The organism is Burkholderia reimsis, assembly GCF_003294055.1.
GTDB classification, from domain to species: Bacteria; Pseudomonadota; Gammaproteobacteria; order Burkholderiales; family Burkholderiaceae; genus Burkholderia; species Burkholderia cepacia.
Genome location: NZ_QMFZ01000016.1, coordinates 79236 through 101634 on the forward strand (window position 1 = coordinate 79236; position 22399 = coordinate 101634).

The following is a 22399-nucleotide window of genomic DNA, read 5'->3' on the forward strand; positions in this document are numbered from 1 at the left end:
TTCAACTGCCGCCGGCCGTCGCCGGATCGTCGAAGAAATAATCGCGCCACGACTTCGGTTCGTTGCGGATCGCGCCGGTGCGATGCATGAACTGCGCGAGCGGCAGCGTGTTCTGCGGCGCGGTCTTGAACTGCACCTGCGGATTGCGCAGGATCTTCAGCAGCAGCGCGCGATCGATCTTCGAACCGTTCACGCGAATATAGGTATCGGCCGCGCGTTCCGGATCGGCCGCGATCTGCCGTGCGGCTTCGGCCAGCGCGGCGACGAACGCACGGTAGGTCTTCGGGTTGTCGTCGCGGAATTTCTCGGTCGCGTACAGCACCGTCGCGGAACTCGGGCCGCCGAGCACGTCATACGAATTCAGCACGATGTGCGCGTTCGGGTTGCCGGCGAGTTCCTGCTCCTGGAACGGCGGATTGCCGAAGTGACCGGTAATCACGTTGCTGTTCGCGAGAATCGCGGCCGTCGCGTCCGGATGCGGAATCGCCTGCGTGAACGCGTCGAGCTTGTCGAACTGCTTGTCGCCCCACTGCTTCGCGGCCGCGTACTGCAGCACGCGCGACTGCACCGACACGCCGACCGCCGGCACCGCGATACGGTCCTTCGCGCTCAGGTCGGCGATTGTCTTCACGTTCGGGTTGCTGCTCACGAGGTAGTACGGAAAATTGCCGAGCGACGCGACGCCCTTCACGTTCTGCCGGCCGCGCGTGCGATCCCACACGGTCAACAGCGGACCGACGCCCGCGCCCGCGATGTCGACTGCGCCCGACAGCAGCGCGTCGTTCACGGCCGCGCCGCCCGACAGCCGCACCCAGTCGACCTTGATGTCGAGGCCGGCCTTGCGCCCTTCCTTCTCGATCAGTTGCTGGTCGCGCGCGACGTTCAGCATCAGGTAGACGACGCCGAACTGCTCGGCGATGCGGATGCGGCCCTCCGCATGCGCGGCTTGCGGGATGATCGCGCCCGCGAAGGCAAGCGCGGCGGTGAGCGTGGCCGCCAGCGCGCGACGCGCCGGCAAGAACGAAAACGACATCGGAACTCCGGTCAGGATGGGGCGGAAATGAATGACGCGGCGCGCGGCTCAGAAAGGCGCGTCGCCCTCGATCGTCGTGCGGTACAGCTTGCGGCGCAGGTGGTCGGGCGTGCCGGCGGCGAGATGCATCAGCGAACGGTTGTCCCAGAACACCAGATCGTGGTCACGCCAGGCGTGCCGATACAGGTGCTCGGCGCGCACGCTGTGCGCGAACAGCTCGTCGAGCAGCGCGCGGCTTTCGTCGTCGGGCAAGCCGACGATGCGCGTCGTGAAATGCTCGCTGACGAACAGCGCCTTGCGGCCGGTTTCAGGATGCGTGCGCACGACCGGATGCACGACCGCCGCGACCTGCGCGATCTGTTCGGGCGACAGGTTGGGCCGCCACGGGCTGCGCGCCTGCAGTTCCGCGTAGCGCGCGAGATACGTATGCTCGGCGCGTAGCCCTGCGACCGCGCGGCGCAGGTGCGCGGGCAGCGTGTCCCACGCGAGATGCATGTTCGCGAACAGCGTATCGCCGCCTTCCGCCGGCAGTTCCTGCGCGTGCAGCAGCGAGCCGAGGCTGGGTTTTTCCTTGTACGACAGGTCGGAATGCCAGAAATGGCCGGCGTCGCCGAGCCCGACCGGTTTGCCGTTCTCGACGATGTTCGACACGATCAGCACTTCCGGGTGGCCGGCCAGCGCGAACTGGTGCAGCACGTGAATCTGCAGCGGGCCGAAGCGGCGGCTGAACGCGATGTGCTCGTCCGGCGTGATGCGCTGGTCGCGAAACACCAGCACGTGGTGATCGAGATGCGCGCGATGGATGCGCGCGAAGTCGTCGGCGCCGAGCGGTTGCGACAGGTTCAGGCCGATCACCTCGGCGCCGAGCGGCGCGTCGAACGGCACGATGTCGAAATGCTGCGTCGCGGCGTCCGGTCGCAGGGCAGGATGTCCAGCGGATAGCGTCGCGGCGTCGCGGATGGCGGTAGTCGTCACGGCACGGCCCTGATTTGGTCAAAACGCGAATCTACGAGGGCGTGCCGGCGTGCGTCAACGAAGCGATTCGGATACGTTTATCTGCTGTGGTGATAAAGATCGCTGCTCGCGCATACGACGCCGGCGAGCAATACCGTGTGCAGTTGCGCGCCGAAATCGCGCACGCATTCCATCACGGACTTGTTGCGGCGCACGAGGAAGCGTCAGCTGGCGCCCGCCGCCAGGTGTCCACATCGAGCCCGCTCGACACATGCGCACAGCGCTTCGGCGATAGCGTCGATCGGTGCGCCGGGCCCGAACGTCGCCGCGACACCCTTCATCTTCAGGTGTCGCGCATCCGCCACGGGAAAGATTCCGCCCAACACCACCTGAATCGCGGCGTCATACGACGCCAGTGCGTGGACTAGCCCTTCGACCAGTTCGAGGTGGGCACCCGACAACGACGAAATGCCCACGATGTCGGCGCCATATGCGTGCGCGGCTGCCGCCACACATGCCGGCTGCTGAAACAGCGGCAGGCGCAGGACGTCGAATCCGGCGTCCTCGAGCGCAGCTGCGACGACGGCCGCACCGCGGTCGTGCCCGTCCTGGCCGAGCTTGGCGATCATGATGCGCGGCCTGCGTCCCACGCGTTTCGCCAGCCGGTCGACGCAGCCCTTCGCCGCCCGCCATGCAGCGTCGTCTCGCCGATGTTCGCCGTAGACGCCCTCGCCGTCCGCTTCCACCGCCACGACATGCCGCGGCCATACCGATTCCAGCGCGCGCGTACACTCCCCGACGGTCGCACGTGCCCGCATGCAGTCGATCGCCAGTGCCAGCAGGTTTCCGGTGCCGTCGCGCGCGGCATCGGCCAGCCGCTGCAACGCCGTCGCAACCCGCGCCGGATCGCGCGCGGCCTTGACGGCTGCGATTCGCCGCGCCTGCCCGGCACGCACGTGACGGCCGTCGATCTCGCACACCATGAATTCGCCAGTCGGTTCGTCCGCGACGAAACGGTTCACGCCAACCACGGTCCGGCGCCCGGAATCGACCTGCGCCTGCGTCGCGGCCGCGGCGCGCAGCAAGCGCCGCTTGACCCAGCCGGACTCGATCGCGGCGATCACGCCGCCCTGCGCGTCGATGGCGGCCAGCTCGGCGCGCACGCGTGTCGCGATGTCGTCTGTCAGCGACTCCATCATGTACGAGCCGGCCCACGGATCGATCGTGTCGCACAGTCCCGTTTCATGCTGCAGAATCAGCTGCGTATTGCGCGCGAGGCGCGCCGCCGCCGCGGAAGGCAGCGCAAGCGCTTCATCGTACGCATTCGTGTGCAGCGACTGCGTGCCGCCGAACGCCGCGGCCATCGCCTGCGCCGTCACGCGAACGATGTTGTTTTCCGGCTCCTGTGCCGTCAACGACCAGCCCGACGTCTGGCAATGCATGCGCAGTGCGCACGCCCGGGGCGAACGCGCGCCGCACGCGTGTGCGATCTCCGCCCACAGCAGGCGCGCCGCGCGCAGCTTGGCGATTTCCGTATAGAAATCGCTGCCGACGCCGAAGAAAAAGCTCAAACGGGAGCAGGCTTCATCCGCAGGCATGCCGCGTGCGGCCAGCGTGTCGACGTACGCGCGCGCGTTCGACAGCGTCAGCGCGAGCTCGAGCACGGCATCGGCGCCGGCTTCCTGGAAGTGATATCCCGACACCGACAGCGCATTGAAGCGCGGTGCATGCCGTGCCAGCCACAACGCGACGTCGGCGACGATCCGCATCGACGGTTCCGGCTCGAAGATCCACGTATTGCGGACCATGTACTCCTTCAGGATGTCGTTCTGAATCGTCCCGCCGATCCGCCCGGGCGGCACGCCCTGCTCCTCGGCGGCCACGACGAACGCCGCCATGATCGGCAGGACCGCGCCATTCATCGTCATCGACACGGTCGTGGCGTCGAGCGCAATGCCGTCGAACAGCCGCACCATGTCCTCGACCGTATCGATCGCGACACCGGCCAAGCCGACGTCGGCCCGCGCCTCGGTGCAGTCCGAGTCGTAGCCCCGCTGCGTTGCCAGGTCGAATGCCACGGACAACCCCTGCGCGCCCTGCTCGAGTGCCGTGCGAAACGCGAGATTGGAATCTGCGGCGTCGGCATGCCCCGTGTATTGCCGGATCGTCCATGGGCGATCGGTATACATCGACGCGTACGGCCCGCGCACATAGGGCCACGCTCCGGGCATGCCGTCGAGATGCGCGACGGCGTCGAGATCGCTGCGCGTGTAGAGTTTCCGCAGCGGCACCGCGCGCGCGCCTCGATCGTTCCGAGTGACGTTCTCCACGCCGGTGCCCGGCTCCATGCATGCCGCTTCGTTCATGCCCGACTCCAGCGCTTTTGCGTGATCACATCGGCAATCTTCGTCCCGTCGTCGTCGCGCACGATTTCGCTCCAGTGCAACAGGCCATCTGCATCGGATCGAGCACGCGCGAAACGCACGGTCAACGAATCGCCGATGTCGAGATTTCCGTGAAAGTACAGTTGACGCGCCGCCAGCACGGGGGCTTGCTCGAAGCGGTAATGCTGCCATTCCGCGCGGTCGACGAATGCCTGGAAGCTGGCGAAGTAAAGCAGGTCCGCGCCATTGAAATCCATGTTCGGGCACGGCAGAAACGAGACGCTTGCGCCGTTGCCCTCCGCGAGGCCTGCGAGCGCCGGCACGATCGACGCATCCCGCACGCGCAACTTCTTCGCACGTTCCGCCATCGCCAGCGCATCGGCCTGGACGGGTCCGGTGCGGCCGTCGATGCCGGTCATGCGCGCCTTCGCCACCGAGCGGTTGCTGCCGGCGTGTTCGCGCGTCACGAACGTCGACATCATCCGCACGATACCGGCTTCATCGTCGCCGTGCCGGATCCGTTGCTCGCTGAAATGGCGAATCGGGCCGACCCTGCGAAGCGCGACATGAAGCGCGAACGTGTCGTTCTCGCGAATCGCGTGACGGCGGTTCATGTCGACGTGCACCGCAACGAACGACGCATAGGCACGCCGCCCCTCGTCGTCGAAGAACTCGGGGACGTCGCGGCCGCCGTGCGCGGCCAGCGCGTCCCAGTGACGCTGCCCGCACTCCTTGAGCAGCCAGTTCTCCGCGAGCCCCGTGTGCGCGAGTTGCGGCATGCCGGCCCGATAGCGATGGATGGCGGTATGCATCGGCGTCAGGCGGCCAGGCTTTCGGCCGAGCGCCGCGCGGCCGTCGTCCCGGCCTGGATCTGGTCGACGATATGGGCGGCATCGCGCGCCACCCCGGAGAATCGCCCGGAACCCCACGTATATAGCCAGGGCAGCCCGACGAAGTAGAGCCCCGGAACCGGCGTCACACCGCGCCGGTGCGCGGGATAACCGCGGCCGTTGAATACCGGCGCATCCAGCCAGCTGAAATCCGGAGTGAAGCCGATGCACCAGACGACCGATGCGATGCCGCTGGCCGCGAGATCGAGCGCCGTGCGCTCGCCGGCCGGACGCCACACGGGCTCGTAGCGCGTCGCCGGCGGCGCCGCGATCCCGTTCTTCTCGATATGGGCATCGATGCCGGCATTGATCCGGTTGTACGTATCATCGGCGCTGTCGAGCTGCGCCGACAGGTCCGCGGAGAAGCGCAACTGCCCGCCCGAGAAATCCTCCAGCCGGCCGTACAGTTCCATCCCTTCGGCCGCAAAGCGGCGCAGATCGATATCGCGCCCGCCATCGCGGCCGGTCACATAATGGTTGGTATTGTCGCGCACGCCTTCGCGCAGCGGATGTGCATCGACCGGCATGTCGTAGTACTGCATGTCGGCCAGCCAGTCGACGACGTCCCTGCCCCGGTAGAAACGCGCACAGCGCGGTGCATCGCCCACCGCGAGGAACACCTTCCGCCCGGCGAGGTGGAGGTCTTCTGCGATCTGCGCGCCCGACTGTCCCGATCCGACCACGAGAACCGGCCCGTCCGGCAATGCGGCCGGATTCCGGTATTCCGACGACTGGATCTGCACGATCGTTGCCGGCAACCGCTCGGCCATCCGCGGCACGATCGGCCGATGGTAGCCGCCCGATGCAACGACGACCTGATCCGCCGTGTACGCGCCGCGCGACGTCGCGATGCGATAGCGTCCGTCCGCGTCGCGCGTCACACGCTCGACGGCGGTATGTTCCAGCACCGGTGCATCGACGCTGCGGATGAATCCGTCGAGATACTCGACGATCTCGTCTTTCGTCATGAAGCCGTGCGGATCGGCACCGCGATACGGATAGCCCGGCAGCGCGCACTGCCAGTTCGGCGTCACGAGACAGAACGCGTCCCAGCGCTGCTTGCGCCACGTGTGCGTCACGGTCTCCTTTTCGAATACGAGATGATCGATACCTGCCTGCTTCAGGTAGTAGCTGATCGACAACCCCGCCTGCCCGCCGCCGATGACGGCTACGCGCAGATGGGAATCGGAATCCGGGACGCTGGATGAAACAACGGGTTCGCTTGACATGATGCAGTCCTGAATGTGTGTTGAAAAAGACAGTGGATTCCTGCGTGCCATACGCGTCAAACGAGTTCGATGACGGTCACGGTCGCGTCGCCCTGCGGCGCAAATCGTTCCGCGTTCGCTTCGATCCGTGCCAGCTCGTCCATCGCGGCCGAGCACGCGAATCCGTATTTCTCGCGGACGCGATCGGACGCGATACCCAGTGCGCGTCGGGCTCGCTCGACGAAGTCATCGAGCGCGTACTGCGTCTCGGGCGTGAAGAATTCCGACACGACGGTCGAAGGCGAATAGCAATTTGTTTCCGACTGATCGGGCCAACGAACCCGAAAATGCATGACCGGCATGATTCCTCCTCATTCAGTGGACACGACTCGCGCACGCTGCGCCAGCCGGGCCCGGTAGATATCCAGATGCCTTCGCGCACTCGCTTCCCATGAGTAGCGGTTCAGCACAGCGGGGACGGCATGTGCGAAATCGGGAACACGCCGTCCCGAGAGCGCGTCGTGCAGCGCGTCGGCAATCGAATCCACATCGGCGGGATCGGCCCACACGCACGCGTGCTCGTCCAGATACTCGGTAAAGGGTTCGATTTCGGACACGACGACCGGCTTTCCGCAAGCAAGCCCCTCGAGCACGACCAGGCCGAATCCCTCTCGAACCGACACCATCGACACCACGTCGGCACAGTGCATCAGCGCGACCAGCGCCGCGTCGTCGAGCGGCCCCGTCGACACGACGGGTTCGTCGACGCCGATCCCCAGCCCGAGGGCAGCGGCGCGCGCGACGAAGCGGCGCGCGTATGCGTCGTGATCGAGAAGGCTCGCGCCGCCCGCGATCACGAGCCGTGCATCGGGCATCGTGCCGCGCAATCGGGCGAACGCCTCGAGCAACGCGATCGAGTTTTTTCGCTCCTCGATCCCGCCGATCGCCAGGACAATCGGACCGCCGTGCAGGCCATACCGCTGCCGCACCGCCTGCATGTCCGCCTGGTCCGCACGAGAGAACCGGGCAACGTCCACGCCGTTGGGCACCACGCTTGCGTCGACCCCGAACGTCTTGCGCATCGTGGCCGCCCACACGGCGCTCACGCACAGCACCTGGTCCGCCGCGCGCCACGCACGTTCCTGCCAGCGTTCGAGCTGCGGGTCGTCGAATACGTCGAGGTGATGCACGGTCCGTACGAAACCGTCTATTGCGCCTGACTGCCGCAACTCGGCCAGCGCATTGCCCGTGATGCTGTCCTGTGCATGCAGGACGTCGAACCCGCCCGCCTCGTGCTCCAGCAATGCGCGCCTGATCGCGGCAATCCGCGCGGACACCATTTCCGCGATGCTGCCAGGGCGGCCATCGACGCGCGCCAGCACGACGCGGCACGGGACATCCCGGAACATCGCCTCGCCCGGCGCGGCCGGCGCGAACACGGTGACGTCGCTGCCCGCTTCGTGCAGCGCACTGGCGAGTTCCAGTGCGTGCACGACACCGCCGCGCGGATTCACCGAATGGGTCAGCAGCGCGATGCGCAACGCGTCGCCACTCATCGGACACCTCCGCCGCCGGTCATAAACGGTTCGATCCGGAAATCCCACAGCACCGCCGTTTCGCCCGCTTCTTCGACGACGACCTCGCGCGTGGCGTCGATATCGCCAATCACGGCACACGCGAGCCCGCGCGCCGCGAAGCGTTCCACGATCGCGTCGGCATGCGCCGGCCGGACCGACATCAGGAACCCGTAGCTCGGAAAGGCCGTCAGCCAGCGATCGAAGTCGACGCCGGGCGGGCGCGGGATCGCGTCGAGTTCGATGCGCGCGCCCACGCGCGAGCATTCGACGAGCATCAGCGCCGTACCGAGCACGCCCGCCATCGAGATATCCTTCGCGGCATCGCACAGCCCGTCTTCGGCCAGCGCCGGCAGGATCTCGAGATCGCCGCGCAGCCGGGCCGGCGGCGCGCCGACCGACGCATTCCAGAACGGATACGGATCCTCGAATGCGCCACGCAGGTCGACCGCCATCATCAGGCGATCGCCCGGCCGCGCACTGAAGCTCGACAGCAGCGCGCGGGCCCGGCCCAGGATCGATACGGCCAGTTGCCCCTGCGCGCTGCGCGTGTTGCTGTGGCCGCCGACGATCGGCACGCCATACGCCGACGCAGCTGCGGCCATCCCGGCGAGCACCGGCCGCGCGGCGTCGATTCCGTCGCTCCACAGTGCATCGACGACGGCGATCGGCCGCCCGCCCATCGCATAGATGTCGCTGACGTTCGCCATCACGCCGCTGTACCCCGCGAACCACGGCATCGACTCGACGAAATCGCCGACCATGCCCTCGATCGCGAACAACAGGTAACCGTCCGCATCGGGAATCGCCGCGCAGTCGTCGCCGAGTGCCACCGCCTGTGCAAGATCCCGCTCGCCGTTCGGCAATGACGCCGCGAGCGATGCGACCACGCCGGAGATGTCGTGCTTGTGCTGGAAGCCGCGACTTGCGCGCAGCGTTGCGATGCGACCGTCGACACTCATGGCCGCACCTCCGAGCGCAGGACGAAACCCTCGAACGGCGTGCCGCACGGCGGATAGTGCGCCAGCCGGGCCTGCATCAGTTGATGAGGACGTCCGAACAACGTTTCCTCGCCGAGCGCATCCCAGTGAAGCCGACGAAACAGCGGCACGTTCTGCGATTGCACGTGTGCGACGAAGGTCCGGCAACCTTCGGCATGCGCGCTGCTGACGGCAAGTGCGATCAGCATCGAGCCGATCCTGCCCTGCCTGCGAAATGCCGGATGCACCGCCAGCCGCGAGCCCATCCAGGTTCCGGGCACGGTTTCATGAATCCGCACCGTGCCGACCACCTGCTCGGGCAGCCCCGCGCAGCAGCTGACTGCGACCAGCAGTTGCGCGTGGCGATCGATATCGTCGCGATCGTCGCCGGCGAAGATCCCCTGCTCGATGCAGAACACCGCCCGGCGCAATTTGTACGCTTCGTCGATTTCCCACGGAAGCGCCGCCCATTTGATCCGGTATTCGGCGGGTCGGTAGGTGTCGCGGCAGTCGGCCAGTCCCATCTCTGCGCAGTACATGCTCACCCCTCGTAGGTCGAAAGCGACGAGCAGGCGCCGCACTTTCCGCAGCCTGCCTTGATGTCGGCGGAGCGCATGCCGGCGTCGCGCAGCATGGCGCCGAGCGGTTCGAGCACCGCCCGCATGAAGTCCGGCGACGGCGCGGGATGACTCTCCAGCGGCGTGCCGCTGATCGGGACGAACGGCACGACGAACGGATACACGCCAAACCCGATCAGTTCGCGCGACATGTCGAGGATCGCGGCCGCGCTGTCGCCGAGCCCGGCGAGGATGTAGGTGCTGACCTGGCCGCGGCCGAACACGCCGACGGCCGCGCGGAATGCCGCCATGTATCGGGACAGCGGCACGCTCGCCTTGCCCGGCATGATCCGTTCGCGCACCGCCGGCGTCACGGCTTCCAGATGCATGCCCAACGTATCGATCCCGCTTGCCTTCATCCGGTCGAACCAGCTGTCGTCGTCGGGCGGCTCGCATTGCGCCTGGATCGGGAGATCGACGGCCGCCTTGATCGCGAACGCGCTTTCGCACAGCACGCGCGCACCGCGATCCGGCGTCGGCGGTGTGCCGGTCGTCAACACCATGTGCTTGACGCCGTCGAGCAGGACCGCCGCGCGCGCAACCTCGGCGAGCTGTTCCGGCGTCTTGCGGGCGATCGTCCGGCCGGCCGCGAGCGACTGGCCGATCGAGCAGAACTGGCAGGTCTTGCGCCGGCTCTCGTAGCGAATGCAGGTCTGCAACACCGTGGTCGCCAGCACGTCGGCGCCATGCAGCGTCGCGATGTGCGAGTACGGCACGCCCTCCAATGTCTGCAACGCGTAGAAGCGCGGGCTCGACGGAAAGCTGATGCTCGCGATCGGGATGGTGCCGCGCGAGAGCAGGCTGACGCCCGCCGCATCAGGCGCCGCCGCGACGAACGGCGAATCCCACGCGGTACTCGTGTGCACCGGCACCATGATGGTCACGCCGTCGACCGTCACGGCCTTGTGATCGGACGGCCCGGCGCCGCCGCGCCGGCTCGCGGCGCCCACCCGCGGATCCGCGAGGCGCAGCCCGACCGACTGCAGTTCAGTCATCAATTGCCGGCTCTGCACCGACGGTTTCGCGTTCGCGCTCATGGCAATGTCCCTCGAAGTCGCGTGCGGCCGGCACGCTGAGCCCCATCGGGGTCACCGTCGTCGCCGGCCGATCGTTGATGGCAAGACTCAGCAGTTCCGGCCGTGCATAGTGGCCGACCGAATCCATCATTCGCTTTCGCTTGGTGATCAGCGACATGTCCAGGTCGGCGATCACCATCCCTTCGCCCTCCCGCAAGGGCTCGGCCAGATGCTGCCCCTCCGGTGACACGATCGCGGTATTGCATCCGCCGCGCAGGGCTTTCTTCAGATTCGGATCGCCCGTGATCGACTCGATCTGGGCGTCCGTCAGCCAGCCGGTCGCATTGACGACAAAGCAGCCCGCTTCCAGCGCGTGGTGGCGGATCGTGACTTCGATCTGTTCCGCAAAGATCGGGCCGACCAGCGAGCCGGGAAACTGACTGCAATGAATTTCCTCGTGCTGCGTCATCAGCGCATAACGGGCGAGCGGGTTGTAGTGCTCCCAGCACGCGAGCGCACCGACCCGTCCGACACCGGTCTGCGCAACCTTGAGTCCGGCCGCGTCGCCCTGCCCCCAGATCATCCGCTCGTGAAACGTCGGCGTGATCTTGCGGCGCTTCACCGCGAGGCGCCCGTCGACGTCGAAGATCAGCTGCGTGTTGTACAGGCTGCCGTGATCGCGCTCGTTCACGCCGAGCACGACCACCATCCCGTGCAGACGCGCGCGCTCCGCAACGGCATGGGTCACGGGGCCCGGCACCGCCACGGCCTGCTCGTATAGCCGCATGTGATCGGCGCCGGATGCGACCGGCGTCCGCACGAACGAGAAGTACGGGTAATACGGCACGAATGTTTCAGGAAAGACGATCAGCTGGACGCCCTTGCCGGCGGCCTCGTCGATCGCCGCGCAGACCTTGTCGAGCGTGCCGCCGGCGCGTTCCAGATCGGGAGCGATCTGGACGGCTGCCGCCCGGACGATGCGTTTGTCGGACATGATGGCACCCGTCATTCGATCAAACGGTCCAGGTATGGATGACCAGCGCGTTCTCCTTGCGGTGAAGCAGCTGGATATCCAGCACGTCGAGCGGATTGATCGGTCGAATGCCCTCGATCAGCGACGCTTCGCCATGCCCGTAGAGCGCCTGCAGCGCAAAACGGCACGCGTAGACTTTCCCGCCTTCTTCCATGAACTTGACGAGTTGCTTGTTGAAGTTCAGATGACCGGGAAACGCCTCGTCGCCGAGCGTCGGAAACCCGCGCTGAAGGCCGAGCGTCACGCCGGGGCCATAGAGCAGCACCGACGTCTCGAATCCCTTGCGTTGCAGGCGAGTCGCCTGCAGCAGGTTCACGAAGCCGATCGATCCCTCGAACGCAACCGTGTGGAACGTCACGAGCGCTTTCTCGCCCGGTTCCGCCTTGACGTCTTCGAACACCTTTTCCTCGTAATCGACGAGGAAATCTCCCTTCTTGTGCAACGGCTGATTGACTGCGGGCATGGCACGCTCCGTTTGATAATGAGTTCAGTGATATTCCCGAACACTTTCGAGTCCGGGCGATCTCATTAACGCAACGCATATGCCAACCAGGCACAGACCTGATGCGATCACTCTCCGATCATTCAATCGATAAATGCCGATGCAGCCGGTCCGATCCTTGCGTGACCGAATGCGGTTCGGACAGGAAGTGTCCCGTCCGGGCGACGGCGCGCACCCGTGTGAAGCAACAAGCAAGCATGCGTGCGCATCGAGCGTGCATCCATGCATCAATCCGATACATGATGCGATCAATGCAATCATCTGGCTTCGGAATGGCGAGATAGATATTTCCGATTAATGCGCCATGCTAACGTTTTGATGAATCATCAAATGGAAACAGGTATGGATTACACAATCCATCATTGGTCGAAGCGACTCCTGGAAAGCAGGAAGCCGGCGTACCTGCTGATCCCCGACCTGATCGAGGAAGACCTGGCGGCGGGCCGGCTGAAACCACGCGACCGCCTACCCGGGCTGCGCGATCTCGCCGGTGCGCTGAACCTGAACTACACGACGGTGGCCCGCGCGTATGCTGAAGCCCGCAGGCGCGGCTTGCTCGATACACGGGCAGGAAGCGGTACGTTCGTGCGCGGCCCAACCCGGACGATCCCGCTGTCGGGCGGGAGCGGCATCGAGATGTCGATGAACATGCCACCGGAGCCGCCCGGGATGGCCGGGCGACTGCAGGAATCGGCTGCCGCGTTGTTCGCCGCGGCGGACCCTTACCAATTGATGCGATATCAGGATTTCGGCGGCACACCGGCGGATCGCGCCGCCGGCCGCGCATGGCTGGCCAATCGCCTGCCCGGCTGCAGCAGCGATACCGTGCTCGTTTGCCCGGGAATCCACAGCGCCCTCGTCGCGCTCGTTTCCCGGCTTGCGAGCCGCGGTGACTCGATCTGCCTCGATTCGCTCGCTTACCCCGGCATCAAGGCCATCGCATCGCAACTGGGCGTGCGGTTACAGCCGCTGCCGCGGGACGACGACGGGCCGTTGCCGCATGCCTTCGAGTCGCTCTGCCGAAGCGGACAGCCCGCTGCGCTGTACTGCAACCCGACCCTGCAGAACCCGAGCACGCTCACGATACCGTTCCGGCGCCGCGAAGCGTTGGCCGATATCGCCACACGCTACAACGTGCCCATCATCGAGGACGATGCCTATGCGATGCTGCCGCAGAGCGCGCCGCCCCCGCTGGCGCTGCTGGCGCCAGAACTGACCTACTACGTGACCGGCATGTCGAAGAACTTCGGCGCCGGGTTGCGCATCGCTTACCTGCTCGCGCCGACGGTGCGCGAAGCACAGCGGATCGCCGGCGCACTGCGCGCCACGACCGTGATGCCGAGCCCGTTCACGATGCTGCTGTCTACCCAGTGGATCAATGACGGCACGGCAAGCGAGATGCTGGCCGCGATTCGATCGGAGGCGCATGCACGGCAGGCGATCGCCAGCCGCGTTCTCGGCGCATGGCCTTTCGATGCCCACCCCGACGGTTTCCATCTCTGGTTGCCGATTCCGCGCGAGTGCCTATGGACCGCACCGGATCTGGCGCAGCATCTGCGGAGTCGAAACGTCGCCGCCGTGGCGAGTGCGGCATTTTCGACGGACGGCGACCCGCCGGCGGCGATCCGTATCTGCCTTGGCGGGCCGCAGGATCGGGAGCAGTGCCGGGACGGCCTGGAACTCGTCGCGGATGCACTGACCGACGCGCATCATCTTTATGGTGCGGCGATGTAGCGGCCGATACCGCGTCGAAGACAAATAGGCGCCTCCCGGTTCGCCATCGCGCTCGACCCGCGACCGTCAGAACTTATGGCGAATGCCGATCCGTGCCGCAGTCTGAAAACTCGTGCTGGACGGTGATCCGAGCGCTGCTTCGATTTGCGCGCCGTGTGCATGATCGTGCGCGAGCGCCCCGACGACATACACGTCCGTTCGCTTGGAAATGAAGTAATCCGCCCCGATGGTCACCTGGTTCGCGCTGCCGACGCCGTTGTTGCGCTGTTGGAACTGGAACCCTGCTCCAAGCGAAATATCGGGCTTGACGAAGTAAGTCATGCCTCCGTCGTAGGTCAGCGCCCGAGCCTGGGTGCCGCTGCTCAACTGAACATCGGTCACGACACCAAAAATCTGCGCTTTCCCCAGGCTGTAGGTTGCACCGCCGGCGTATTCGGTCAGATTCGCGGAGCTGGTCGCGTTATGCTGCTTGAAATATGACAGCGATGCGGCGAGCCCGCCTTGGCTGTAGTTCAGCAGAAAATTCATCGAGCTGTTGGTGCCCAACGAGCCGGCGACGTTGCCGAAACCGTACATCGCCCCGACACTGAAGCCCGAAATCGTCGGCGAAAGATACTTCACCGAGTTATTGACGTTATCGCCCCACAGTCGGTTATCGAGCGTATAGCCGCCAGCCGCATACGCCGGAATGCCCCACGCGAGGATCCCCGCTGCCGTATTTCCCGCAATCGAGTACGCCGGAAAGATATCGCCGATGAAGTCGTATTGCCGCCCGAGCGTCAGCGTGCCGAAGCGTCCGTCAAGGCCGACGAAGGCTGCGCGATTGAACAAGAGCCCGCTCTGCGCCAAGGCCCCGTTGGACAGTTGAAAGCCGCTTTCGAGCGTGAAGATCGCCTTGAGTCCGCCACCCAGGTCCTCTTTACCCGTCAGCCCCCAGCGATCTCCCTGCGAAGACCCGGACGCAAACTGCACGAGCGCGCCATGTCCGGTGCTCGATGTCGCATTGTTCGTGTACGTAATACCCGCATCCACCAGCCCGTACAGCGTCACTGAGGACTGTGCATGTGCTGCGCCGCATCCGACCGCGGCGCACACCACCATGCTTCGCTTGATGACCGTATTCATATCGCTTTCCTAATTTTATGTGTAGCTTTCGTTGACGAAAATGACTGAGGAAAACGTCCCGCTGGAAATGCATCGGAATCGTTTGGTCAATGGGCAGGCGTGTCCGGGTAATCCTCCAGCTTGCCTCGCTACAACGAACGGTCTCAGCACGTCCGCTTCCCACTGCGCGTCTACTCTATGAGCACCGTTTTTTGAGCCCCATCGTTAGAAATATCGACAGGGAAAACTTGGCCTGAGCCCGCGCTCAAGAAATTCAGGCGCCCTCGCGAACATCCCTTCCGATCTGCAATAGGCAGTGGACCTGACTGCGGCATGAATACAACGGGCAGGCAATGGCAGTGAAGTTCGTTGCTGATCGGGATTTTTTGCCCTGCTATGCTTGATGTGTAATGCGAACCAGTCTTTCGAGGCTGTTGCGCATGCTGTCTCCCGATTCCACCTACCGATGAGGCACCCTTGAAGCCACAAGTTCACGATCTCACGCTCGCCGAACTCCGACTTTTCGGTGACATCATCGGGCGGCTCGAAGAGCTCGGGCCGATCGTGGATGTCAGGCGTGTCGTTTTGTCAGACTTGACCCGGCTGCTGCGATCCGATTTCTGCGTCTCCTACAACTGGGATGCCGAAAAAGGGATGTACGCCGACCCGATTGCAGTCAATGTCGACTCGGATCACGTGCGTCGCTACACGAGCTGGTACCAGCACAATGACCCGATGACGGCGCAACTCTGCAAGCGGCGCAGGGCTACGTTGGTGGAAGAAGTGATGGACCGGCCTGCCCTGGAGAAAAGCGAGTTCTACAACGAGTTTCTCGCGCACGACGGTTTGCATCACGGGATCAACGTGTTTGTCTTCGACGGCGAACGCCAGCTCAGCGACCTGAGAATCTGGCGAACGAGGAATCGGCCTGAGTTCGAGATGCGCGACAAACTCGTGCTCGATGCAATCGAGCCGTTCCTTTGCCGCGCGATCAAACGCCGGGCAGGCTGCGCGACAGGGCTCACGGACCGTGAGAGCGAGATCGCCCAGCTGGTCGCAAAGGGTTGTACCGATCAGGATATCGGCCGCCTTCTCTGCGTCAGCCTGTCGACCGTGCGCACCCATTTGCGGCGGATCATGGACAAGAAGGGATTCTCCAACCGCGCGGAGCTTGCTGCCTCCGTCGCCGCGGCCGGAACGCCCCTGCCGTCATGACGATTGAACGGCGCGGTCGACGGCCACGTACGCGCGACGCGGCGAATCGTCCGATACAAGAGACTAAACCGCCAGTACCGCTTCGAGCCGGTCGCGCGACACATCGATCGAGTCGCCCGACAGCACGACCTCTCCATGATCCAGACCGATGAAATGGTCGGCGATCGACGTGAGAAACGTCAGATTCTGTTCGACGACCACGAACGCCGCGCCTTCCTCGATTCGAGACCGGATCACGGATGCCATCCGCTCCAGGTTCTCCTGCTGAACACCTTCCGACGGCTCGTCGATCAGCGTGAGCGGCGAACGCTCCGCGATGATCCTGGCGAAGGAAAGCAGCTTCTTTTCACCACCGCTCAACTTCCCGGCCGGTTGGAACAAGCGTTCCTTCAGCCGCGGAAAAACCCGGAACAGATCGTCGTATGCGTCCAGGCTTCGGGTCTTGAATCCGAGTGTCAGGTTGTCCGCGACGCTCAAATTGTCGAAGACGACCCGCTCCTGCGGCGCATAGCTCACCCCCAGACTTCGCCGTTGATGCGACGGCACGTTGCCCACTTCGCCGCCGTTGACAGTGACCGTACCGGACGCGGGCTGGATGACGCCGGCCAAAGCGCGCATGAGCGTCGACTTGCCCACGCCGTTGCGGCCGAATACGCCCAGGACGCTACCCGCGGCCACCTCGCCGCTGATCCCCTTGAGCACCATCGTGTCGCCGTAGCCCGCGACGATCGACGAAAACCTCAGCATTGCTTCTCCCCGGCGCTCGCTCACTTTCTTCCTCCCGAGTAGACGGCCTTGACGTCTTCCGACATCTTGATCTGCGCCAGGGAGCCGACCGCGAGGCTTCTGCCCTGGTGCAGGACCACCACGTTGTCGGCGATCTTTTCGAGCGCGCTCATGTCGTGCTCGATCACGATGGCCGACGCGTCCAGTTCGCTCACGGTCGACGTAATCGCATCCATCATATGACGGGTCTCGTGCGCCGAGAGGCCGGCGCACGGTTCGTCGAGCAGCAAAAGACGCGGCTCGGTGATCGCCACCATCGCGAACTCCAGCATCTGGCGCATCCCTTGAGAAAGATCCCCCGTGCGAACGGCCATATTCGATTCGAGGAATCCGAATTTTTCGAGTGTGCGAACGCGTTGAAGCGAATTCCAATGCAGCGGCGCGGCGGCCAACATCTCTCGCGGACGGATCCGGTTCGCCCACAGCGCGATCTGAAGATTCTCGTTGACGGACAACTGCGCAAAAACCGACGGAATCTGGAACTTGCGGCCGACGCCCAGTCGGGCGACCTGCCACGCCTGCGAGGACGAAATCTCGGCCCCGCGAAAGTGGATTTCACCGGAACGGACCGGCAAGCGGCCCGTCATTGCGTTGAACGTCGACGTCTTCCCGGCGCCATTGGGGCCGATGAAACAATTGACACCCCCTGCTCCCACCTCGAGATCGAGCCCGTTGAGAATGTTGACGCCGCCCTGGCTGACCTCCACCTTCCTGAAGCTGAGCAGCGTGGATTGAGCCGGTCGCAGGTCGATCGTCGCGATGTCGTGCGCGTCGATCCGTTTCTCCGGAATGGGGTTCGCGACGCGTAGGCCGGCCATTCGCGCAAGCGCGGCGGCCGCGCCGGCCAGGCCATCGGGAAATAACCGCACCACGCCGATGAAAATCAGCGCGACCAGCACTTCCCAATAAGTGAACAGGTCACGCCAGGTCGCGGCGAGCAGTCCGATCACGACGGCACCGAGTTGCGCGCCCAACGGACTGCGCTTTCCGCCGACGGCTGCCCAGATGACGAACTGCGCCGACAACGCCACGCCGACCGCCTGCGGACCGACCAGACCTTCGTGCGGCGCATACAGGGCGCCGCCCAAACCCGCGATCGCACCCGAGAGGCCGAAAGCGGAGGCCTTCAGCTTGTGCGTCGCGAATCCGAAAAACTGGAGGCGATCTTCATTCTCCGAGATGGCGGCCCAGAGCGTCCCGATCGGTCTGCGGTTCAACCAGGTGATCAGTGCCGTGACGACAACCGCAGCCGCGGCGATCACGTAATACAGGTTTCCATACCTGTCGGTCATCGGCAGGTCGGGGATATCGGTCAACCCATTGAAGCCACCGGTTACGCTGCTCCATTGATTGGCGACCAGAAATCCCAACATGCATAGCGCAAGCGTAATCAATGAAAAGAACGGCCCACTGTCAATCCGGCGCGCAAAGACGATCAATCCGATTGCATAGGCCAGGGCCGCCGGTATCGCGATTGCAAGCGGAAGCAGAACAATCTGCCATTCGCCGCCGGCCGCTGCCGCGGAGCGCAATACAAAGGCGCTGACATACGCGCCCAACCCGAAAAACAGGCTTTGCCCCAGCGGCAGGAATCCCGCATTCCCCCAGCACAAGGCAACGCTTTGCGTTGCCATTCCATACAGCAACAGAAGCCCGATCTGGTTTGCACTGTAGTCACCGGCCCACAGCGGCAAGCTTAGAAGAATCGCCGCCGTGACAGCCTGGAGGGACGATTCAACGGCGCGAGACGAGGCCATTTGGGCGACTCCACAAGAAATAGATGGACAGGATCAGAACGGCGGTATACCCCGACGTCTGATCGATGAAACTCGACACCGCGACCTGCGTTCCGCCGATGACGAACGTGCCTACCGCGAGACCGAGCAGACTGCCCAGACCGCCGACAACCAGCACAAAGAACGAATTGAGCAGATAGTCGAGGCCCATGTACGGCTCGACCCGCACGATCGGTGCAAGCAGCACGCCCGCCAACCCGGCCAGAACCACACCCGTGATGAAAGTGCCACTGGCCAGGCGGGTCGTATTGATGCCGGCCGCCTTGGCAAGCAGGGGATTCGCGACCATGCCGCGAATCCGCGCGCCCGTCTGGCTGCGGCTGTACCATGCCGCGAGCCCGGCGAATGCCACGCCCACCGCGAGCATCATCGCAAGCCGGAATGCCGGGTACTGGGTGCCAAAGACATCGATCGATGCGCCATCCGCACCCGCCACGTCCTGGTAACCCTTTCCGAACAATGCGACCACGCCTTCGCGGAGAAGGATCGAAACGCCCCAGGTTGCGAGCAAGGTATCGAACGGCCGCTGATACAAAGGACGAACCAGCACGCGCTCGACGATCCACCCGACAGCAGCGCATACGACGATCGCCAAGGGTATGGCAAGCAAGGCGGGCAACCCGAGACGCTGCACGACGACCACCGAGTACGCGCCCAGCATGATGAACTCGCCATGCGCCATGTTCAGCACGCCCAGCAGCCCGAACACGATTGCCAGACCGATCGTCGTGAGCGCGAGGGCCGCACACGCGTACCCGAGATTGAGAAGGTAGGAAAGAAGCATGACTTCAACCCGCACCCGCTCCGCTCGTGCAGGTTTCGGCCGAGCTGAGTTGCGAGAACGTCTTGACGATGTCGTATCGGGCCCCTGAAGCCTTGGCAAGGAAGATGTCGGCCGTCACGTTGCGGGACTTCATCGTGATCACGCCACGCGGGCCTTTGTAACTTGCCCCGTCGGAAGCCTTCGTCAGATCGCCGATCGCCGCCGAGTTCGCCTTCCTGGCCATGGCGTCATACATCAGGATGCCCTCGTATGTCGACTCGCCGATGCTGCTCAATACCGCCGAAGCGCCGAATCGCTTGTGATAGCGCTCCAGAAACTCGCCGGACGTGGCGGTCGGCGTCGAGAAAAAGCCGGAAGCCGAGTAGAGGTTCCTGGAGTTGGACGCCCCGATGCCGATCAATGTGTTTTCTTCGATCATCGTGCCGAAGCGGATCATCTTGTCGCTGAGACCGAAGCTCGCAAAACTTCTGTTGAACGTGACGGCCGACCCGCCCACCAGCGTGATGAAAACCGCATCTGCCTTGCTGTCCCGGATTTTGCCGAGCACCGCGTCAAAGTTATCGACGTCGAATGGAACGTACTCTTCGCCGACCACGGTCGCGCCGGAACCTTGAATCGCCTTTTTCGCCACTTCGTTCGACTTGCGCGGCCAGATGTAGTCGTTGCCGATCAGGAACCAGCGCTTGACCTGGTGCTGGGCGGTCAGCCACGGAATGACCGGCGTCAGTTGCTGCGCGGGCGTCTCGCCGACGAAGAACGTGCCCTTCGCGCAATCGCCCCCCTCGTACATCGGGGTATAGATGTAGGGCACCTGGCCTCTGAACAGGCTTTCCAGCGCCGTGCGGACAGCGCTATCGTGCGATCCGACAAAGACCTCCGCCTTGTCGCGCTTCCAGAGGCGCAGAGCCGTCTGCGCCGACTCGGAAGGCGCGGCGCCGGCGTCTCCCACAAGCAACTCGAGGGGGCGCCCCAGAACGCCCCCGCGCGCATTGATCTCATCGACCGCCATCGCTGCGCAGTTCTTGCAGGCTTGACCGAAAAATGCGGCCGGCCCGCTCATCGGCGCCATCAGCGCCAACTTCAGCGGCTGGTTGGCCGCGCGTACCGATGCCGGCACGAGCCCCCCGACGCCCACCGCGGCACTTGCAGCACCGAGCGCAATACTTTTCAGGATATTTCGACGATTCATTTGCTTGCCTTTCTCGTTAAGCCGTTGCCGGACGTATTAAATGAGTGCGTCGAGACGCGGAAACGTCGCGGCACACAGAACGCGCTCCATTGCCTTGCCGATCTGCAGGATTCGCTGATCCGAATACGGAGCACCGTCCAGCGCCAATCCAACCGGAAGCCCATCTTGAGTCAGGCCGGCGGGAATGGTGATGCCGGGTACCCCTGCGTTGCTGCCTGGTTCGGTGTTTCGTGTATAGGCAGCAAAGACGTCGAGTGCATCGGACCCGACCGTCACGGTTTCCGCGCCGATGTGGCATGCCGGAATCGGGACGGTGGGAAATAGCAGTGCGTCTGCCTCCACTTCGCGAAGGCACTCCACGTAAGACGTGCGCGACCGCTCTCGCGCGAGAAGTGCTTTGGCATATTCGGTCGCGGAAATCGCACCGTCCCCCAGGATGTCGCTGACGATCCGCGCCACATCCGGGCTCCTGATTTGGGCAACGATCTCCGGGAACGTCACGGCCACCCCGCCTGTTTCCAGATAGCGGCCGACGGCACCGCCGAACTCGAAAAAAGGGATGGTTGCGCTCTTCTGCGCACGGAAAAATGGATAACGTCGCAGATCTACGTCGACCAGTTCGAAGCCTGCATCCTCGAGCTTCTGCAACGCATCTTCGAGTACCGGCCGGGCGTCGGGTGACAACCCCTCCCACAACGTCGAGTACGGGACTGCCAGGCTGAAGTCACATGCGCCGTCGACAACGGGCAGTGCCGGGCCATTTCCGGACAGGATCTCATCCAGCAACATCACGTCGGAGACCGTTCGGGCGATCGGGCCGACCGTGTCACGCGTGGGCGATATCGGGACGATTCCCTCCGACGGATAGCGTCCATGCGTAGGACGAAAGCCGACCAGTCCGCACAGCGCCGCCGGTATCCGCACCGATCCGCCCGTGTCGGTGCCGAGGGCCGCCGGCACCGCACCACTTGACACCACCACGGCGGACCCGCCGCTGCTTCCTCCGGGAATGCTGGACGGGTCATACGGGTTGCGGGCCGGACCAAAAAATCCGTTGTCGTTCGTGCAGCCGAAAGCGAGTTCGTGCATGTTGGCCTTGCCGGCGACCAACGCGCCCGCTTCGATCACGCGCGCGACGACCGGCGCGTTCGCTCGAGGTACAGCGTGGCGAAGCGCCGCTGTTCCCGCGGCTGTCGGCATGCCGACGCAGTCGATGTTGTCCTTGATTGCCAATGGAATGCCGTCAAGTGACGTCCGCCCTGTCCGGGAAGCGGGCGATTCATCATGGGCCCGCGCCGATTGCAATAACGCCTCAGGGTCGAAATACACGAACCCGTTCAGCGACTCGGTTTTGGCCTGTTGATCCACCAGAGCCTGAACGTATTCCAGGCAGGAGATCTCGCCCCGATCAATCGCATCTTTTGCGTCGACGACTGAAAGCTGCGGAAGGGTTGGCATCTACGTCTCTCTTACGTTTTGGTCTTCGTAGAATGCGCGCCCGCTTTTTTGTATCGCATCGTTAGAATTGACGACGCTGTCAACCCTCGCAACGTCGCCTTACCGCCCCCGAAACCGCCTCCAGGCCGCCGTCAGCGGCCTG

At 64.4% G+C, this 22399-nt stretch carries 20 protein-coding genes; 2 read left to right on the top strand and 18 right to left on the bottom strand.

Annotated elements, in window-relative coordinates; all coding sequences use genetic code 11:
* Nucleotide 1: 1 nt before the first annotated feature.
* The 12 genes from DPV79_RS19560 to DPV79_RS19615 all read right to left on the bottom strand — a co-directional run bounded on the left by DPV79_RS19560 (nt 2) and on the right by DPV79_RS19615 (nt 12152).
* Complete coding sequence (locus DPV79_RS19560) at nt 2-1033, bottom strand: ABC transporter substrate-binding protein (protein WP_059622643.1); 1032 nt, start codon at nt 1031-1033, stop codon at nt 2-4.
* A 48-nt stretch (nt 1034-1081) separates the two neighbouring features.
* Complete coding sequence (locus tag DPV79_RS19565) at nt 1082-2008, bottom strand: TauD/TfdA dioxygenase family protein (protein ID WP_113046241.1); 927 nt, start codon at nt 2006-2008, stop codon at nt 1082-1084.
* A gap of 203 nt (nt 2009-2211) precedes the next feature.
* The gene (gene scpA, locus DPV79_RS19570; protein ID WP_113046242.1) at nt 2212-4353 is read right to left on the bottom strand and encodes a methylmalonyl-CoA mutase; all 2142 of its coding nucleotides are present in this window, start codon (nt 4351-4353) and stop codon (nt 2212-2214) included.
* Nucleotides 4350-5183, bottom strand: coding sequence for a Pnap_2097 family protein (locus DPV79_RS19575; RefSeq protein WP_113046243.1), 834 nt, complete (start codon nt 5181-5183; stop codon nt 4350-4352). The genes scpA and DPV79_RS19575 overlap by 4 nt, the downstream gene beginning before the upstream one ends.
* A gap of 5 nt (nt 5184-5188) precedes the next feature.
* Nucleotides 5189-6490 carry an MSMEG_0569 family flavin-dependent oxidoreductase gene (locus tag DPV79_RS19580; protein WP_113046244.1) on the bottom strand — a complete coding sequence of 434 codons (1302 nt, stop codon included), beginning with the start codon at nt 6488-6490 and terminating at the stop codon, nt 5189-5191.
* Between the two features lie 56 nt (nt 6491-6546).
* On the bottom strand, nt 6547-6831 hold the full coding sequence (locus tag DPV79_RS19585; RefSeq protein ID WP_021156903.1) for an MSMEG_0570 family nitrogen starvation response protein: 285 nt from the start codon (nt 6829-6831) through the stop codon (nt 6547-6549).
* A gap of 9 nt (nt 6832-6840) precedes the next feature.
* Nucleotides 6841-8025: an MSMEG_0565 family glycosyltransferase gene (locus DPV79_RS19590; protein WP_113046245.1), complete on the bottom strand. Its 1185-nt coding sequence runs from the start codon at nt 8023-8025 to the stop codon at nt 6841-6843.
* Complete coding sequence (locus tag DPV79_RS19595; RefSeq protein WP_060319575.1) at nt 8022-9005, bottom strand: sll0787 family AIR synthase-like protein; 984 nt, start codon at nt 9003-9005, stop codon at nt 8022-8024. Before DPV79_RS19595 ends, DPV79_RS19590 begins: the two co-directional genes overlap by 4 nt.
* Nucleotides 9002-9562, bottom strand: coding sequence for an MSMEG_0567/Sll0786 family nitrogen starvation N-acetyltransferase (locus tag DPV79_RS19600; protein WP_027789319.1), 561 nt, complete (start codon nt 9560-9562; stop codon nt 9002-9004). The genes DPV79_RS19595 and DPV79_RS19600 overlap by 4 nt, the downstream gene beginning before the upstream one ends.
* A gap of 2 nt (nt 9563-9564) precedes the next feature.
* Nucleotides 9565-10635, bottom strand: a complete 1071-nt coding sequence (locus tag DPV79_RS19605) for an MSMEG_0568 family radical SAM protein (protein WP_042973019.1) — start codon at nt 10633-10635, stop codon at nt 9565-9567.
* On the bottom strand, nt 10628-11650 hold the full coding sequence (locus DPV79_RS19610; RefSeq protein WP_113046285.1) for a Nit6803 family nitrilase: 1023 nt from the start codon (nt 11648-11650) through the stop codon (nt 10628-10630). The genes DPV79_RS19605 and DPV79_RS19610 overlap by 8 nt, the downstream gene beginning before the upstream one ends.
* A 19-nt stretch (nt 11651-11669) precedes the next feature.
* Nucleotides 11670-12152, bottom strand: coding sequence for an MSMEG_0572/Sll0783 family nitrogen starvation response protein (locus tag DPV79_RS19615; RefSeq protein ID WP_006405208.1), 483 nt, complete (start codon nt 12150-12152; stop codon nt 11670-11672).
* A gap of 381 nt (nt 12153-12533) precedes the next feature.
* Between DPV79_RS19615 and DPV79_RS19620 the strand changes: the two genes are divergently transcribed.
* A complete protein-coding gene (locus tag DPV79_RS19620) occupies nt 12534-13925 on the top strand; it encodes an aminotransferase-like domain-containing protein (protein ID WP_113046246.1) in 1392 nt (463 codons plus the stop codon).
* 66 nt (nt 13926-13991) lie between these two features.
* Here the strand turns inward: DPV79_RS19620 and DPV79_RS19625 are convergent, their stop codons facing one another.
* Entirely contained in the window at nt 13992-15050 is a 1059-nt protein-coding gene (locus DPV79_RS19625) for a porin (RefSeq protein ID WP_244321779.1), read from the bottom strand.
* 456 nt (nt 15051-15506) lie between these two features.
* Between DPV79_RS19625 and DPV79_RS19630 the strand changes: the two genes are divergently transcribed.
* Nucleotides 15507-16244, top strand: coding sequence for a helix-turn-helix transcriptional regulator (locus DPV79_RS19630; RefSeq protein WP_113046247.1), 738 nt, complete (start codon nt 15507-15509; stop codon nt 16242-16244).
* Nucleotides 16245-16307: 63 nt separating this feature from the next.
* On the opposite strand, the gene DPV79_RS19635 is transcribed toward DPV79_RS19630, so the two are convergent.
* From DPV79_RS19635 to iaaH, 5 genes are read right to left on the bottom strand one after another with little or no spacing between them, the layout of a single operon-like run.
* Entirely contained in the window at nt 16308-16991 is a 684-nt protein-coding gene (locus DPV79_RS19635) for an ABC transporter ATP-binding protein (protein WP_063806577.1), read from the bottom strand.
* A gap of 20 nt (nt 16992-17011) precedes the next feature.
* A complete protein-coding gene (locus DPV79_RS19640; RefSeq protein ID WP_113046248.1) occupies nt 17012-18787 on the bottom strand; it encodes a branched-chain amino acid ABC transporter ATP-binding protein/permease in 1776 nt (591 codons plus the stop codon).
* Nucleotides 18765-19610, bottom strand: coding sequence for a branched-chain amino acid ABC transporter permease (locus tag DPV79_RS19645; protein ID WP_059589073.1), 846 nt, complete (start codon nt 19608-19610; stop codon nt 18765-18767). The genes DPV79_RS19640 and DPV79_RS19645 overlap by 23 nt, the downstream gene beginning before the upstream one ends.
* Before the next feature lie 4 nt (nt 19611-19614).
* On the bottom strand, nt 19615-20799 hold the full coding sequence (locus DPV79_RS19650; protein ID WP_113046249.1) for a substrate-binding domain-containing protein: 1185 nt from the start codon (nt 20797-20799) through the stop codon (nt 19615-19617).
* A gap of 36 nt (nt 20800-20835) precedes the next feature.
* Complete coding sequence (gene iaaH, locus DPV79_RS19655; protein ID WP_113046250.1) at nt 20836-22257, bottom strand: indoleacetamide hydrolase; 1422 nt, start codon at nt 22255-22257, stop codon at nt 20836-20838.
* Between the last annotated feature and the right edge of the window lie 142 nt (nt 22258-22399).